This window comes from Cupriavidus taiwanensis (assembly GCF_900249755.1).
Lineage (GTDB): Bacteria > Pseudomonadota > Gammaproteobacteria > Burkholderiales > Burkholderiaceae > Cupriavidus > Cupriavidus taiwanensis_D.
In genome coordinates this window covers 1,153,751-1,168,259 of sequence record NZ_LT976854.1, presented here as the reverse complement: position 1 = coordinate 1,168,259, position 14,509 = coordinate 1,153,751, and the positions used below count along the sequence as shown (strand labels likewise).

General features: G+C 70.5%; 16 protein-coding genes and 1 pseudogene. 14 read left to right on the top strand and 3 right to left on the bottom strand.

Going from position 1 to position 14,509, the window contains the following annotated elements; all coding sequences use genetic code 11:
- Positions 1–45 precede the first annotated feature (45 nt).
- Positions 46–183 (bottom strand): annotated as a pseudogene (locus CBM2594_RS20950) (EscR/YscR/HrcR family type III secretion system export apparatus protein); the annotation flags it as partial.
- Between the two features lie 348 nt (positions 184–531).
- Here CBM2594_RS20950 and CBM2594_RS20945 point away from each other — a divergent pair.
- Both CBM2594_RS20945 and CBM2594_RS20940 read left to right on the top strand, forming a co-directional pair.
- Positions 532–801, top strand: coding sequence for a BrnT family toxin (locus CBM2594_RS20945; RefSeq protein WP_116358699.1), 270 nt, complete (start codon positions 532–534; stop codon positions 799–801).
- The gene (locus tag CBM2594_RS20940) at positions 785–1,087 is read left to right on the top strand and encodes a BrnA antitoxin family protein (RefSeq protein WP_116358698.1); all 303 of its coding nucleotides are present in this window, start codon (positions 785–787) and stop codon (positions 1,085–1,087) included. Before CBM2594_RS20945 ends, CBM2594_RS20940 begins: the two co-directional genes overlap by 17 nt.
- Positions 1,088–1,129: 42 nt before the next feature.
- Here the strand turns inward: CBM2594_RS20940 and sctR are convergent, their stop codons facing one another.
- Both sctR and sctQ read right to left on the bottom strand, forming a co-directional pair.
- Entirely contained in the window at positions 1,130–1,789 is a 660-nt protein-coding gene (gene sctR, locus CBM2594_RS20935; RefSeq protein WP_012356083.1) for a type III secretion system export apparatus subunit SctR, read from the bottom strand.
- Between the two features lie 52 nt (positions 1,790–1,841).
- Positions 1,842–3,059: a type III secretion system cytoplasmic ring protein SctQ gene (sctQ, locus tag CBM2594_RS20930; protein ID WP_116358697.1), complete on the bottom strand. Its 1,218-nt coding sequence runs from the start codon at positions 3,057–3,059 to the stop codon at positions 1,842–1,844.
- Between the two features lie 203 nt (positions 3,060–3,262).
- On the opposite strand from sctQ, the gene sctV reads away from it, so the two are divergent.
- The 12 genes from sctV (at position 3,263) to sctT (ending at position 14,505) form a co-directional block, all read left to right on the top strand.
- Entirely contained in the window at positions 3,263–5,428 is a 2,166-nt protein-coding gene (gene sctV, locus CBM2594_RS20925; protein WP_116358696.1) for a type III secretion system export apparatus subunit SctV, read from the top strand.
- Position 5,429: 1 nt separating this feature from the next.
- Complete coding sequence (locus CBM2594_RS20920) at positions 5,430–5,696, top strand: EscS/YscS/HrcS family type III secretion system export apparatus protein (protein WP_018007333.1); 267 nt, start codon at positions 5,430–5,432, stop codon at positions 5,694–5,696.
- Positions 5,697–5,781: 85 nt separating this feature from the next.
- Entirely contained in the window at positions 5,782–7,545 is a 1,764-nt protein-coding gene (gene sctC, locus CBM2594_RS20915) for a type III secretion system outer membrane ring subunit SctC (RefSeq protein ID WP_116358695.1), read from the top strand.
- On the top strand, positions 7,545–8,681 hold the full coding sequence (locus tag CBM2594_RS20910; protein WP_116358694.1) for a type III secretion system protein SctD: 1,137 nt from the start codon (positions 7,545–7,547) through the stop codon (positions 8,679–8,681). The genes sctC and CBM2594_RS20910 overlap by 1 nt, the downstream gene beginning before the upstream one ends.
- A 103-nt stretch (positions 8,682–8,784) precedes the next feature.
- The gene (locus tag CBM2594_RS20905; RefSeq protein ID WP_018007336.1) at positions 8,785–8,985 is read left to right on the top strand and encodes a hypothetical protein; all 201 of its coding nucleotides are present in this window, start codon (positions 8,785–8,787) and stop codon (positions 8,983–8,985) included.
- Positions 8,986–9,045: 60 nt separating this feature from the next.
- The gene (locus CBM2594_RS20900; RefSeq protein WP_198048184.1) at positions 9,046–9,537 is read left to right on the top strand and encodes a hypothetical protein; all 492 of its coding nucleotides are present in this window, start codon (positions 9,046–9,048) and stop codon (positions 9,535–9,537) included.
- The gene (gene sctJ, locus CBM2594_RS20895; protein ID WP_116358692.1) at positions 9,534–10,331 is read left to right on the top strand and encodes a type III secretion system inner membrane ring lipoprotein SctJ; all 798 of its coding nucleotides are present in this window, start codon (positions 9,534–9,536) and stop codon (positions 10,329–10,331) included. The genes CBM2594_RS20900 and sctJ overlap by 4 nt, the downstream gene beginning before the upstream one ends.
- Entirely contained in the window at positions 10,328–11,200 is an 873-nt protein-coding gene (locus CBM2594_RS20890; protein ID WP_116359708.1) for a type III secretion system protein SctK, read from the top strand. Before sctJ ends, CBM2594_RS20890 begins: the two co-directional genes overlap by 4 nt.
- Positions 11,182–11,790, top strand: coding sequence for a type III secretion system stator protein SctL (sctL, locus tag CBM2594_RS20885; RefSeq protein ID WP_116358691.1), 609 nt, complete (start codon positions 11,182–11,184; stop codon positions 11,788–11,790). The genes CBM2594_RS20890 and sctL overlap by 19 nt, the downstream gene beginning before the upstream one ends.
- Positions 11,791–11,808: 18 nt before the next feature.
- Positions 11,809–13,191: a FliI/YscN family ATPase gene (locus CBM2594_RS20880; protein WP_116358690.1), complete on the top strand. Its 1,383-nt coding sequence runs from the start codon at positions 11,809–11,811 to the stop codon at positions 13,189–13,191.
- A complete protein-coding gene (locus CBM2594_RS20875; RefSeq protein ID WP_116358689.1) occupies positions 13,188–13,697 on the top strand; it encodes a type III secretion protein HrpD in 510 nt (169 codons plus the stop codon). Before CBM2594_RS20880 ends, CBM2594_RS20875 begins: the two co-directional genes overlap by 4 nt.
- Before the next feature lies 1 nt (position 13,698).
- Positions 13,699–14,505, top strand: coding sequence for a type III secretion system export apparatus subunit SctT (gene sctT, locus CBM2594_RS20870; RefSeq protein WP_116358688.1), 807 nt, complete (start codon positions 13,699–13,701; stop codon positions 14,503–14,505).
- Positions 14,506–14,509: the final 4 nt, after the last annotated feature.

The following is a 14,509-nucleotide window of genomic DNA, read 5'->3' as shown; positions in this document are numbered from 1 at the left end:
GGTACCTTCGGTGCAAATGAAGTGCCGGTCGCAGCATGGCGCCCGTCACCGGTACGACAGCACCAACCCCTGGATCAACTGCGTCCATCCCTCCAGCATCACGAACAGCAGCAGCTTGAACGGCACCGAGATCGTGGTCGGCGCCACCATCGACATGCCCAGCGCGAGCAGGATGGCGGCGACGTTGCGCTTCTCGGTGTGCTCGGCCAGGAATTCCCAGAGCGGGCCGGTGACGGCGTCGTAGGGCGCGGCGCTTGATGGCGTCGAAGGCGTCGAAGCCAGCATGGGGGCGGAGGTGAGGGCGGTGGGGGCCTGGCGCAGACACAACGCGGTACCAAATTTCGACGGCCAACCGGATGTCGGCAATGATGCAGGTTCGTCGCTGTGCTTTCGTCCAGCACGACCCGCTCACCACCGGCACGGTACCGCCGGAAAGATGCCTGGAAGGCGCACTGACCAGCCGGCCAAGGCCATGAATCTGTCACTCAGAACCTGTTGCCCCAGACTGGTTTTTGTAACTACAATAACACCATGCGAATCAGCTTCGACCCCGGCAAGGATGTCGCGAACAACGTCAAGCACGGCATCTCTCTTGCCATGGCGGCCGAGATCGACTGGTCAGATGTGATGGCCAGGCCGGACACCCGAAGCGACTACCGCGAGTTGCGCGAGATCGGATTCGGCTTTATCGGGGATCGGCTCTATTGCGTAGTGTTCACGCAGCGGGGCGAGACTTTCCACGTAATCAGCCTGCGCAAGGCAAACATGCGAGAGGTACAGGACTATGCCGCAAGCTATTAAGACCCGGTCAGGCCGCACAGTGATCGTGCCGACGCCCGAAGAGGACGCGGCGATCAACCGTGGCATTGCCGCCGACCCGGATACCTACGAGGTAAGCGCAGAGGAGATGAAGCAAATGCAGCCGCTCAGGAATCGAGGCGGCCGACCCAAGCTGGCCAACCCTAAAGAGCCAGTGACCATCCGCTATGACGCCGAAGTCCTGGCCGCCTTCCGCGCCAGTGGCGACGGCTGGCAAACGCGGATGAATGACGCGCTGAAGGACTGGCTTCGTACGCATCGTCCCTGACTTCTCACAGTACCAGGGGTACGAGCGCGACCGCACGCACCCTCACCGATACGACAGCACCAGCCCCTGTATCAGTTGCGTCCACCCCTCCAGCATCACGAACAGCAGCAGCTTGAACGGCACCGAGATCGTGGTCGGCGCCACCATCGACATGCCCAGCGCGAGCAGGATGGCGGCGACGATCAGGTCGACCACCACGAACACCAGGTAGACCACGAAGCCGATCTGGAACGCCCGCGTCAGCTCTGACAGCGTGAAGCTGGGGATCAGCACCATCATGTCGTCGGACTTGAGGTCGTCGGCGCGGCCCTCGGGCCAGATGCGCTTGGCGGACTGGACGAAGAAGGTGCGGTTGCGCTCTTCGGTGTGCTTGACCAGGAATTCCTTGAGCGGGCCGCTGACGGCGTCGTAGACGGTGACCACGTCGTTGACGTTGAAGGCGGCGTTGGCGTCGGCGCGGCGCTTGATGGCGTCGAAGGCGTCGGAGCCGATCGGCGCCATGATGTAGGCGGTCAGGATGATGGCGATGCCGTTCAGGACCATGTTCGGCGGCACCTGCTGCAGGCCCAGCGCGGCGCGCAGCAGGCCGAACACGATCACCAGCTTGGTGTAGCTGGTGACCATCAGCGCGACGAAGGGCGCGATGCCGAACGTCAGGATGATGGTCAGGATCAGGACCGGATTGTAGAGTCCGCTGTTCATCTTATGCACCCGATGCACCGGGCCGGGACGGGATGGCGCGGTCTGCCGCGAATCATGCGTCGCCGCCGGCGAAGGTGGTGATGCGCACGCCCAGCCGGTTGCCGACCGCGATCAGGGTGCCGGTGCCGATGCGGTTGCCGTTGGCGACGATGCGCACCTCGCTCTGCTTGAGCGGCTGCGGCAGCTCGAACACATAGCCCGGCGCGACCGCGCGCAGCTCGGCCAGCGGCACCGCGACGTCGCCCACTTCAAAGCGCAGCGTCACCTCCAGGCGATCCAGCCGCGACAGCGTCGGCTGCGCCGCGTCGGGATGGGGAATGGGCTGGGCTTGCCGTGCGGGGTCTTGCTCTTCCATATGCGCTCCGTTTGAAACGTCGGTGCTGCCGCTGTTGCTGCTGCTGATCCTGCTATCCGCGCCAGGCTGCACCACCAGCCGCCGGCCTTCGGCCAGCGCGATCCAGTCCGGGCCATGGCGCCCGGTGGTGCAGCGCACCACCAGCGCGCTGCCCTGCGAATGCCAGTCGTCGATGCCGACGATGTCTCCCGGCTCGATGCCGTGCATCTCGCCCAGCGCCAGCCGCGTGGTGCCGATGCGCACCGCGATCGGCACCGGCAGGCGCTCGATCCACGGCTGCCGTGCCGGCGGCGGTCCCGCGGGCAACGCCGCCAGCCGCTCGGGCTGGTCCAGCTGCAGCGTGCCGCGCAGCCGTGCCGGCGGCGCCTCGCGCCGCAGCTCGAAGCCAAAGGCGTGGGCCGAGGACAAGGCCTGCGCGCGGGCGCCATCGGGCTGCCAGCTGAAGGCATCGGGCATGGCCTGGCCCAGTGCCGCCACCGCTTCGGCCAGCGCATCCGCCATCAGCGCGTGGCGCAGCAGGGCAGGCAGCGCCTCGGCGGCGCCGGGCGCGGCCAGCAGCAGCCGTTCGCTGGTTACGTCCCAGCGCAGCACGCCGTGGCCGCTGCCGAGGGTGAAGGCATAGCCGGCGCCGGCCCGCGCCGCGATTTCCGCGTCTGCGGGCACGAAGCGCAGTTGCCAGTCCAGGCCGGCCGCGCGCACCGGCACGGCGCCGGCGCGGCAAGCCAGCCAGCCGGACAGCCGCGCGATATCGGGTTCCATATGCGGCAGCGCCGGCGTGGCATCGAGCCCTGACGTGGCCAGCCGTGCCGCCGCGTCGGCGCTGTGCACCAGCACGCGCGCGGCGCTGCCCGGCGCGGCCGCGGCGGGCGCCGGCACAAACGGTTCGCGGCCAGGGCGAGGCAGGACGGAAGGCATGTTGGGCGGCTCGGTTGCTCGAGACGCAACGATAAGCAGCGGGGTGCAGCCGCGTCCACTACGAGGCTTGGTAGGCTTGCGCGCAAAAGCGCCTGGCGGGCGCCCCGGAGCCGGGATGTGCGGCACCCGCTACGAATCCTCGGTACTGGTCGCTGTGCGGGGGCGGCCATACACTGCGCCCACTGATCCCACCGGCAAGGACGATGGCGAAACTCCCGGCAAACCTCCCAGCGTTCCCGCGCGGCCTCGGCCCGGGCGCGCCGGGGCTGCAGCAGATGGCCGCGGCGGCGTCGCGCCAGTCAGACCTGGCGCTGACGCTGCTGCTGTTTGCCGTGATCGCGCTGTTCGTGCTGCCGCTGCCCACTTTCCTGCTGGACCTGCTGCTGACGATCAACCTGGGCATGAGCCTGACCCTGCTGATCGTCGCCACCTATATCCCGTCGGCGCTGTCGCTGTCGACGTTCCCGTCGCTGCTGCTGTTCACCACGCTGTTCCGGCTGTCGCTGAACATCGCCTCGACCAAGCTGATCCTGCTGCACGCCGATGCCGGCCACATCATCGATACCTTCGGCAAGCTGATCGTCGGCAACAACGTGGTGGTGGGCGGCGTGGTGTTCCTGATCATCGCCATCGTGCAGTTCATCGTCATCGCCAAGGGCTCGGAGCGCGTGGCCGAGGTGGGCGCGCGCTTTGCGCTGGATGCGATGCCGGGCAAGCAGATGAGCATCGACGCCGACGTGCGCGCCGGCACCATCACCGCCGCGCAGGCGCAGGAGCGCCGCCGCGCGCTGGAACAGGAATGCCAGCTGCACGGCGCCATGGACGGCGCGATGAAGTTCGTCAAGGGCGACGCCATTGCCGGCGTGGTGATCGCGCTGGTCAATATCCTGGCGGGCATCACCATCGGCACGCTGATGAAGGACATGAGCATCGGCGAGGCGCTGCAGCGCTATGCCATCCTGACCATCGGCGATGGCATGGTGTCGCAGATCCCGTCGCTGCTGGTCTCGATCGCGGCGGGCGTGGTGATCACCCGGGTGTCGTCCGACGAAGACCGCACCCGCTCGCTCAACCTGGGCAACGTCATCGGCAAGCAGATCCTGGCCCAGCCCAGGGCGCTGGTGGTGTCGGGCCTCGCGATTGCGGTGTTCCTGGTGGTGCCGGGCTTTCCCAAGTGGACCTTCGGGCTGATGGCGCTGGTGGTGGCCGGCGGCGGCTACCTGCTGCTGCGCCGCGCGCAGCGCAGCACGGGCACCGTTACCTGGATCGAGATGGCCGATGCGGAAGAGGACGCCGGCGCCGGCACGCAGGCCGCGGTGGCGCCGGCGCTGGCGCTGGAGCTTGACGAGGGGCTGCGCGGGCGCATCGACCTGCGCCTGTTCGAGCAGCGCATGACCACCGCCAAGGGCGAGGTCGAGGCCGAACTGGGCATGGTGTTCCCGCGGCTGCGCATCCAGCACCGCGCGCTGGCCGAGCGCGACGCGTATGCGATCCGCGTGCAGGACGTGGTGGCGTCCGGCGGTTTGCTGCGCCCCGGCAAGCGGCTGCTGGAGCCGGGGGCGCGCGCGCGCGTCGACCAGGGCGTGGCCGAGCCGGGCGCACCGTTCGGCCCGTTCCAGGAAGTGGTATGGGTGCCGGCCGAGCCTGCCGCGGCGGGCGATGCCGACGCCGCCGGCGGCGTGCGCACGCTGTCGTGCGAGGAAGTGCTGGCGGTGCACGTGGGCGCGGTGATCAAGCAGCATGCGGCGCCGCTGCTGGGCATCCAGGACGTGCAGGCGATGATCCACGTGATCCAGGCCGAGGCGCCGGACCTGGTCATGGAACTGGCGCGCGTGGTGCCGCTGCAGCGCATCACCGACGTGCTGCGCCGCCTGCTGCAGGAAGGCGTGCCGATCCGCAACCTGCGCACCATCTTCGAGAGCCTGGTCACCTGGGCACCCAAGGAAACCGATGCGATCGCGCTGACCGAGCTGGTGCGCGTGGACCTGGGCCGCCTGATCACCAGCCGCCATGTCGGCGCCAATCGCTCGCTCGACGCGGTGCTGTTCGAACCCGCGCTGGAAGCGCGCGTGCAGGGCGCGATCGAGAAGGCGGCGCGCGGCAACCTGCTGCTGCTCAGCCACGACGTCACGCGCGATATCCGCGAGCAGCTGCGCGTGCTGCTGGAGAAAGCCGCGGAGAAGGCGGGTGCCGCCGGCGGTGCCGGAGCGGCGCGCGTGGTGGTGGTGGTCAGCGTCGATGTGCGCCGCTATATCAAGCGGCTGATCGAGCCGGTGGCGCCGCGCATCCCGGTGCTGTCGTACCAGGAAGTCGATGAAGACGTGACGCTGGTGCCGGTGGGCTGGATCCAGAACCCGGCCGGAGAGTGAGATGGGCGCCGACACCATTCTCGACATCACGCGCCAGGCGCTGCTGGTGGTGCTGTGGGTGACGCTGCCGGTGGTGCTGATCGGCACGCTGGTGGCGCTGGTGGTGGCGGTGCTGCAGGCGGTGACGCAGATCCAGGACCAGAGCATCGGCACCTCGGCGCGGCTGATCGCGGTGCTGGTGTCGCTGGTGCTGCTGGGCGGCTGGCTGGGCGGCGAGGTGATGCGCTTTGCGCAGCGCGCGCTGCAGACCATGCTGACCTTCCTGTAGGCGGACGGATGGATGGACGGATGGACGCGATGCGCAGGCAACCACGCAGCAAGACCACGCAGCAATAACGGACAAGCAAACTGACATGACGCTGGGGCACCACGGGGAACTCGGATCGACTGGCCGCGCTGGCCGCACTCGCCGCGCCACTTGCCTGCCGGCATGGCGCGCCGCGGCGGCGCTGCTGTGCCTGGCGGGGACGCTGCTGTGCGGCACGCAGGCCGCGCGCGCGGCGGACCTGCGCTGGCCCAACAAGCCGTTCCAGGCCTCGGCCAGCGACAAGCGGCTGGCGGACTTCCTGCGCGAGCTGACCGCGTCGCAGGGCACCACCGCGGTGATCGATCCCAAGGTGGAAGGGACCATCAGCGGCAAGTTCAATGAATCCGCGCAGCACGTGCTCAAGAGCGTGTGCTCGATGTTCGGGCTGACCTACTACTACGACGGTTCGCTGCTGTATATCGACGTCGCCAGCGAGGCGCGCAGCGAGGTGCTGCCGATCGCGCGCGGCTCCGGCGCGCGCCTGCGCGATTCGCTGGAGCGGATGCAGGTGCCCGACTCGCGCTACCCCATCACCATCAACGACGCGGAAGGCACGCTGATGGTGTCCGGCCCCAAGCGTTACGTCGAAACGGTGCGCGCCGCGGTGCGCGCGGTGGACGACCGTTCCATTGCCGACGAGCGCGCCGAGATCCAGCTGTTTCCGCTCAAGTACTCGTGGGCCTCGGACTTCCGCATCAACCGCGCCGGCAAGGAGATGACCGTGCCCGGCGTGGTCACGGTGCTGCGCAACCTGTACGGGCGCAACCGGACGCTGGCCACCGGCACCGGCCCCAGCCTGGGCACCAGCCGCGGCGCCACGCGCCAGGCCAAGCTGCGCATGGGCGAGGGCGGCGGCAGCGGCATGGGCATTCCCAGCGCCGACCCGTCGCAGATGCTCGATGCCATGGGCGGCGGCACGGGGCTGGGCCTGGGCATGCAGAACAACTGGGGCAGCGGCCAGTTGCCGCAGTTCCAGGCCGATACCCGCCTCAATGCGGTGATCGTGCGCGACACCCCGGACAAGATGGCGCAGTACCGGCGCCTGATCGAATCGCTCGACGTCAAGCCGCGGCTGGTGGAGATCGAGGTCACCATCATGGACATCAGCCAGGCCGACCTGGACAGCCTGGGCGTCGACTGGCGCCTGCATACGCGCCATGTCGACCTGCAGCTCGGCGGCGGCAACGGCAACGCCGGCCTGAGCTTCGGCAATCTCGCCAATGAAGCCGGCACCACCGCGGCGACCATCGGCAGCGGCCTGCAGTTCACCGGCGCCATCGGCAACGACGTGACCCGCTACCTGCTCACGCGCGTCAAGGCGCTGGCCGAGCGCGGCCAGGCCAACTTCGTCGCGCGGCCCAAGGTGCTGACGCTGGACAACACCGAGGCCGCGCTGGAGAACCTGCAGGAATTCTATGTGCGCGTCGACGGCTTCCAGGACGCGGGCCTGTTCAACGTGACCGCCGGCACCGCCGTGCGCGTGACCCCGCTGGTGGTCGACGAGCAGCAGAGCCGCGCGGTGATGCTGACCATCGATATCGCCGACGGCAACCTGTCCGGCGAGACCGTCGACCGCATCCCGGTGGTGCGGCGCCGCTCGATCACCACGCAGGCGATGGTGGAAGAGGGCAAGAGCCTGCTGATCGCCGGCTACACCACCGAAGAAAAGATCAACGCCTCGTCCGGCGTGCCGCTGCTGCAGGACGTGCCGATCATCGGCAACCTGTTCAAGTTCCAGGAGAAGCGCCAGAACAACATGGAGCGCTTCTACCTGCTGACGCCGCGGCTGGTGATCCCGGGGATGAGCTGATGGCCGACCTGCGCGATTCTCACGCTTCCGGCTGGACCCTGCGCTTTCTCGGCGGCGACGTCTACGGCCGCCAGGTCACGCTGCGGCGCGGCGCCAACGTGCTCGGCACCGCGGCGGACGTGGATATCAGCGTGCCCGGCGCCGAGGTGCAGCCGCGCCACCTGGTGCTGAACGTGGGCGAGCTGGCGGTGTCGGCCGAGCGGGTCGGCGAGGCCGCGGTCAACGTCAACGGCCGCGCCACCACGCAGCGCGCGTTCGCGCTGGCGGGCGGCGACATCCTTACCATCGGCGCGCTCGACGTGGAGCTGCTGCGCGCGCAGCCCGGCATGTCCGAGGCCACCGACACGCTCTTTGCCTGGGCCGAATCCGGCCGGCGCGCGGCGCGCGATGCCGACGCGCAGCAGCAAGGCGGGCGCCGGCCCGGCCGCGCGCTGCTGGCGGCGCTGGGCGTGGCCGGCGTGGTCGGGCTGGTCGGCGCCGGCTGGCTCGCCGCCACCTATGCCAACGGCGGGCTGGCGCCGCGCACGCAGCAGGTGGATCCCGCCGCCGTGCGCAAGACCGTGGCGGCGTATCCGGAGCTGGAGGTGGTGTCGCTGCCCAACGGCACGGTCACGGTCAAGGGCTTTGTCAATTCGCGCGTGGACCGGCAGCGCATCGTGCAGGCGCTGGCGCCGTTCGGCCGCGGCGTGCAGCAGCAGGTGCGCTCGGCCGACGACCTGATCGAGCATATCCAGCGCTATCTCGACGAGCCCGGCGTCGGCATCGCCTACCAGGGCCAGGGCCGCGTGCTGCTGAGCGGCACCGCCGACCCCGTGAACGGGCGCGACAAGGTGCGGCGCGTGATCGAGGACCTGCATCCGGGCGTGCTGGTGTCCGACAAGATCGACTACCGCGAGACCGCCGAGAGCCGGCGCCGGCAGGTGCGCGACGGCCACATGGAGAACTGGCAGGGCGTGTTTCCCGCGCGCGTGGTCAGCATTACCGAGGACGGCAACGGCACGCGCTCGGTGCAGCTGGCCAACGGCGCGCGTTATTTCGAAGGGGCGGTGCTGAAGAACGGCGCCGAGATCGAACGGATCGACGCGGATGGCGTGGTGCTGAAGGACAGCCCGGTGCCGCCGCAGGCACGGCGATGACGGCGTACAGCGCCCGTGCCACAGGATTTGCGCCCGCGGGCGCAGATGCCGCTTGCCCCCGGAGGGCAGGTGTTTGACGCCAACCTACCTGAAGGAGATTGTCATGGCTGAAGTCGACCTCAACGCCAAGATGCAGGAAATCCAGCAAAAAGCGCAGGAGTTCTCGGTGAACATCCTGGGCCTGCAGGACACGCTGACGCGCCAGAACGCGGTGGTCAGCAGCGAAATGGCCCACAACACGCAGAAGGCCAACCTGGTCCAGGGCGCGATGCAGGACGTGAAGCAGACCTCGCGCACCAACTGACGGCTGGCCGCCACGCGCCCCGGCGAGCCGGGGCGCCTCTAACGCATTGCAAGGAGAGCCATGATGGACCCGACCGCCGCCGCCGCCGTTGCCGCCCCCGCCACCGCCACCGCCGCCCCCGCCACCGGCGCCGCCACCGACAGCGCCACTGTCGCCGCGCACCAGTCGCCGGCCGCGGCCCCCGCCGCGCAGCCCGACCCGGCCGATGCCCGGCAGTTCGCGCAGATGGTCCAGCAGGGCCGCGCCGCCGACGGCTCGCGCACCGCGCACGTGAGCCAGGCGGCAGACCCCACTTCGACCACGCTGGGCAACGCCATCCGCGCCAGCTACGTTTCGGCCGGCGAGGAATCGGCGCGCCAGGCCGCGCGCCTGCAGGAGCTGCGCGACGGCATGTTCGCGTCGATCTACGAGGGCAGCACCAGCGAGGTGGTCTACCAGGCCATGCTGCTGCAGACGCAGTCGCTGGAGCTGTTCTCGTCGATCCACGTGACCTCCAGCATCGGCAGCGCCGGCACCAACCTGTTCAACAGCCTGCTGAAGAACCAGCAATGATGTCCAAGCCATCGCTGTGCCGGCGCCTTGCGCGCGCGGCCCGGCTGGCACCGGCGCTGATGGCGCTGGCGCTGGCCGCGTGCAAGGTCGACCTGTACGCGTCGCTGAACGAACCCGAGGCCAACCAGGTGCTGGCCGCGCTGACCGCGGAGGGCATCGACGCCGAGAAGGCGCGCGCCGACACCAGCGGCGGCACCGGCGAGGGCCAGTGGCGCGTGCGCGTCGAGGAATCGCAGCTGCCTGCCGCGCTGGAGATCCTGCGCAGCGAGGGCCTGCCCGGCGAACGCTTCGCCTCGCTGGGGCAGGTGTTCCAGAAGCAGGGGCTGGTGGCAACGCCGACCGAGGAGCGCATGCGCTATATCTTCGCGCTGTCGCAGGAGCTGTCGGAAACGCTGCGCAATATCGACGGCGTGGTCACCGCGCGCGTGCATGTGGTGATCCCCGCCAGCGATCCGCTGTCGGACAAGATCCGGCCGTCGTCGGCGGCGGTATTCATCAAGCACCGGGCCGATACCGACCTGCGCCTGCTGGTGCCGACCGTCAAGGACATGGTCGCGCACAGCATCGAAGGCGTGACCCACGACAACGTGTCGCTGTCGCTGGTCGAGGCGCGGCCGTTCGCGCCGCAGGCGGGCGCGCCGCGGCCGGCGGCCGGCTTCGCGATCGGGCGCTTCGCCGCGATCGCGGTCGGCGCCGCCGTGGCGCTGGCGCTGGTGGTGGGCGCCATCGTGGCGTGGCAGCGCGGCGGCTTGCGCTGGCCGCAGCGGCGCGGCGCGCCGCGGAGCGCATCTTGACGCTGCTGCCTGCCGAGGCTGCCGCCAGCGCTTACTCGCCCGGCACACTGCCTGGCGCACTGTCTGCCGCGCTGGCGCCCCCGCCGCCGGCGCTGCCGGAGCCGGCGCTGGCGCGCGCCGTCGCGGACTTCGTGCAGTGCCCGCTGGCACAGCTGCACCCCAGCTGGCTGCCGGCCGACTGGCCGCTGGCGTGGCGGCGGCCGGACCGTTTCGGCGCCGCCGCGGCGGACGTGCTGGCGCAGCCGCTGGGCCTGGCGGGCACCGGTGCCAGCCGCGACGCCGTGATCGACAGCCTGCTGCATGCGCCGGCATCGCTGGCGCGGCTGGTGCTGATGCCGCGCAACGACCTGCGCCTGCTGGCCTGGTGGCTGGGGCTGGCGGTGCACCAGGCCGGCTTTGCCAGCGAGCGCCGCATGTTGCCGGCGCAGCTGGCCGACAGCCTCGCACCGCTGCCCGGTGCCCTGGCCGCGCCGCTGATCGGCAGCGCGCCGCGCGCGATGCGCCGCGCCGCGCGCCGGCTCGACCGCCACGCCGTGGCCTTTATCCTGAAGCGCGTGCCGGCGCTGCCGGCGCTGCCGATGAACCTGGCGCCGCTGCGCGCGCACCCGGCCGGCGCCGGCCGGCTGATGGCCGAGCGCGGCTATCGGCTGCTGTGCGGGCTGCTGGCCGCCGAGGCGCAACAGGTAGGGCAGGCAGCGCAGGCAGCGCAGGCAGCGCCGCTGCTGCAGGCGCTGCAACGCAAGTTTCCGCGGCGGCTGGCGGCGTTGTCGCCGGCACCGCTGACCCCGCCGCAGGCCGCGCAGTTGCGCGAACTGCTGCTGCTCAACCTGATCCCCGAACGGTTCCCGGCATGGCACTGGCTTTTCTGATCACCAGCGAAAACCTGCAGCTGCTGTCCGAGCGCAAGGTGCTGAAGGAGGCGGAGTACGCCGCCTTGCTCGACGCCGCCGCGGTGATCGAATCCGCGCGCCGCGAGGCCCTGCACATCCGCAGCGAAGCCCAGCGCGAGGCCGAGGAGCGGCGCCAGCACGGCTACCGCGAGGGCTGGGCCCGCGCCCACGCCGACCACGCCGCGGCGCAAGTCAGCACCGCCGCCGAGGCCGAGCGCCAGCTGGGCGCGATGCGCCGCACCATGGCCGAGATCGTGATGAAGGCGGTACAGCAGATTGCCGGCGAACTCGACCCCGACATCATCCTGGAGGTGGCGCTGCAGCGCGTGGAGGCGCTGGTGCGGGCCGAGCCCTTCATCACCATCCAGATCCCGCTGGGGCGCGAGCAGGCCGTGCGCAGCCTGCTCGACCGGCTCGCCGAGACCCAGGAGTGGCCGCGCCGCGCCAACGTGGTGGTGGAGCCGGGGCTGGACCCCGATGCCTGCCGCATCCAGACGCCCTCGGGCACCATGGAAGTGGGCCTGCAGGCCCAGCTCGAAGCCTTTGCGCGCCGCCTGCGGGCGGGCTGATTCCCCACGGCGAGACCCATGTCCAGCGAACTCCCAGCCACCGATATCGAAGCCGCGCTGCGGCATGCCGCCGCCGACCTGGAACGCGCGTTCGAGCATTTCACGCCGGTGGCGATGCGCGGGCGCGTCAGCAAGGCGGTGGGCATGCTGATCAACGCCACCGGCATCCAGGCCCATGTGGGCGAACTGTGCCAGCTGGTCACGCCCGGCGAGCCGCCGCTGCTGGCCGAGGTGGTCGGCTTCGTGCAGCAGACCGCGCTGCTTACGCCGCTGGGGCGCACCACCGGCGTGTCGGCGCTGACCGAAGTCATCCCGTCGGCGCATGGCCACCAGTGCCCGGCGGGCGCCGCGCTGCTCGGCCGCGTGCTCGACGCGCTGGGCGAGCCCATCGACGGCAAGGGCGCGCTCGACGGCGTGGCGCGCGTGCCGGTCGACAACGAGCCGCCCGACCCGCTCACGCGCCGGCTGATCCGCGAGCCGCTGGCGACCGGCGTGCGCGCCATCGACGGGCTGCTGACGCTGGGCGAGGGCCAGCGCGTGGGCATCTTCGCGCCGCCCGGGGTGGGCAAGAGCACCTTGCTGGGCATGCTGGCGCGCGGTGCGTCCAGCGACGTCAACGTGGTCGCGCTGGTGGGCGAGCGCGGCCGCGAGGTGCGCGAGTTCATCGAATACAACCTGGGCCCCGAAGGCATGGCGCGCACGGTGCTGGTGGTGTCCACCTCGGACCGCTCGCCGATGGAGCGCGTGCGCTGCGCCTACACCGCCACTGCGATAGCGGAGCATTTCCGCGACCAGGGCCGGCGCGTGCTGCTGCTGGTCGATTCGCTGACGCGGCTGGCGCGCGCGCAGCGCGAGATCGGCCTGGCCAGCGGCGAGCCGCCGACGCGGCGCAGCTATCCGCCGTCGGTGTTCTCGATGCTGCCGCAGCTGCTGGAGCGCGCCGGCACCGGCGTGCAGGGCTCGATCACCGCGGCGTATACCGTGCTGACCGAAGGCGAGGACGACAGCGACCCGATTGCGGAAGAAGTGCGCTCGATCCTCGACGGCCATATCGTGCTGTCGGGCAAGCTGGCCAGCGCCGGGCAGTATCCGCCGGTGGACGTGCTGCAGTCGGTCAGCCGCGTGATGCCGCAGGTAGCGGGCGGCGCGCACGCGCGCGATGCGGCGCGGCTGCGCCAGCTGCTGGCGAAGTTCCAGGAGATGGAGCTGCTGCTGCAGATCGGCGAATACCGGCCCGGCGCCGACCCGGTGGCCGATGTCGCGGTGGCCGCGATGCCGAACATCCGCGCCTACCTGGCGCAGCCGGCGGCGCGGCTCGACAGCTTTGCCGGCGCCGTCGACAAGCTGGCGCAGGCGGTGCGCGTGCCGCAGCCCGCGCCGCTTGCCGGGGAAGCGCGATGACGCCGCACGGCGCCGACCCGCGCCTGGGCCAGCTGGAGGCGGTACGCCAGCGCCGCCAGCAAGAGGCGATGCGCGCCCTGCAGCAGCGCCGCGCGCAGGTGCTGGCCGGGCTGCAGCAGGCCGAGGCCGCGCAGCAGGCGGTGCAGGCCGCGCTGGCCGAGCGCGCGGCATTCATCGAACGGCTGCGGCAGGGCGCGTCGCAGGGCGGGGTGTCCGTGTCGGGGCTGCTCGATGCGCAGGGCTGGCAGAGCGCGTTCGACGCGCGCATCGCCCGCGCCAACGCCAATCTGGCCGCGGTGCTCGACGACGTGGCGCAGCGGCGTGCCGCCTTCGACGAGGCGCGCCGCGCGCTGCTGCGCGCGCAGGCGCGGCTGGACGGCGCGCGCGAACTGGCGCTGCGCGAGCGCCGCGCGCTGCGCGCCGGCGCCGGGCGCCGCGAGGACGAGGCCATCGACGAAGCCGCGGCGCGGTCCTGGCACGCCGCGCACGCGGCCCGGCACGCCTGAGATGCAGGGCGAACTGCTCGATCCCGCCTTGCTGTTCCAGTGGGGACGCGAGGTCATCATGCCGATCGTGATGGTGATGCCGCGGCTGCTGACCGCATTTACCGTGCTGCCGTTCCTGTCGCAGCAGGCCATTCCCGGCGTGGCGCGCAACGGCATCGTGCTGGCGATCGCGCTGTTCGTGTCGCCGGGCGCGCGCATCGACCTGGACGCCGTCGCCGGCGGGCTGTGGCTGGTGCTGATCTTCAAGGAGGCCTTTATCGGGCTGCTGCTGGGCATGGCGTTCGGGCTGTTCTTCGTCGCGCTGCAGATGATCGGGGAGCTAATCGACTTCCAGACCGGCTCGGGCAACGCCACCTTCTTCGACCCGGTCACGCAGCAGGAGGACGGGCCCATGGAGAACCTGCTGTCGCACTTCGGCATCGCGCTGTTTGCGGCGCTGGGCGGCTTTATTGCCATGACCGGGGTGATCGTGGAATCGTTCGCGTTCTGGCCGGTGATGTCGTTCGGGCCCGAGCTGTCGCTGGCGTCGATGGGCTTTGCCAACCTCTACGCCGGCACGCTGTTCTCGTGGGTGGTCAAGCTGGCCGCGCCGATCCTGCTGCTGCTGGTGATCGTCGAACTCGGCTTCGCGCTGATCGCGCGCTTCGTGCCGCAGTTCGACGTGTTCCAGTTCGCGCAGCCGGTCAAGATCTCGGTGGCGTTCCTGATGCTGGTGCTGATGCTGGCGGTGATGGTCGATACGCTGCAGGGCTTCCTGCGCCCGGACAATATCCTGATCGAGATGCTGCGCCGGGGCGCGGCACGGTAGCATC

Bases quoted from the DNA above. Each gene is read 5' to 3' on its own strand.
- CBM2594_RS20920 (WP_018007333.1), top strand. From the start codon at position 5,430: ATGGGCGCCGACACCATTCTCGACATCACGCGCCAGGCGCTGCTGGTG.
- sctV (WP_116358696.1), top strand. From the start codon at position 3,263: ATGGCGAAACTCCCGGCAAACCTCCCAGCGTTCCCGCGCGGCCTCGGC.
- CBM2594_RS20905 (WP_018007336.1), top strand. From the start codon at position 8,785: ATGGCTGAAGTCGACCTCAACGCCAAGATGCAGGAAATCCAGCAAAAA.
- CBM2594_RS20945 (WP_116358699.1), top strand. From the start codon at position 532: ATGCGAATCAGCTTCGACCCCGGCAAGGATGTCGCGAACAACGTCAAG.
- CBM2594_RS20940 (WP_116358698.1), top strand. From the start codon at position 785: ATGCCGCAAGCTATTAAGACCCGGTCAGGCCGCACAGTGATCGTGCCG.
- CBM2594_RS20900 (WP_198048184.1), top strand. From the start codon at position 9,046: ATGATGGACCCGACCGCCGCCGCCGCCGTTGCCGCCCCCGCCACCGCC.
- sctC (WP_116358695.1), top strand. From the start codon at position 5,782: ATGACGCTGGGGCACCACGGGGAACTCGGATCGACTGGCCGCGCTGGC.
- sctL (WP_116358691.1), top strand. From the start codon at position 11,182: ATGGCACTGGCTTTTCTGATCACCAGCGAAAACCTGCAGCTGCTGTCC.
- sctQ (WP_116358697.1), bottom strand. From the start codon at position 3,059: ATGCCTTCCGTCCTGCCTCGCCCTGGCCGCGAACCGTTTGTGCCGGCG.
- sctR (WP_012356083.1), bottom strand. From the start codon at position 1,789: ATGAACAGCGGACTCTACAATCCGGTCCTGATCCTGACCATCATCCTG.
- CBM2594_RS20910 (WP_116358694.1), top strand. From the start codon at position 7,545: ATGGCCGACCTGCGCGATTCTCACGCTTCCGGCTGGACCCTGCGCTTT.
- sctJ (WP_116358692.1), top strand. From the start codon at position 9,534: ATGATGTCCAAGCCATCGCTGTGCCGGCGCCTTGCGCGCGCGGCCCGG.
- sctT (WP_116358688.1), top strand. From the start codon at position 13,699: ATGCAGGGCGAACTGCTCGATCCCGCCTTGCTGTTCCAGTGGGGACGC.
- CBM2594_RS20880 (WP_116358690.1), top strand. From the start codon at position 11,809: ATGTCCAGCGAACTCCCAGCCACCGATATCGAAGCCGCGCTGCGGCAT.
- CBM2594_RS20875 (WP_116358689.1), top strand. From the start codon at position 13,188: ATGACGCCGCACGGCGCCGACCCGCGCCTGGGCCAGCTGGAGGCGGTA.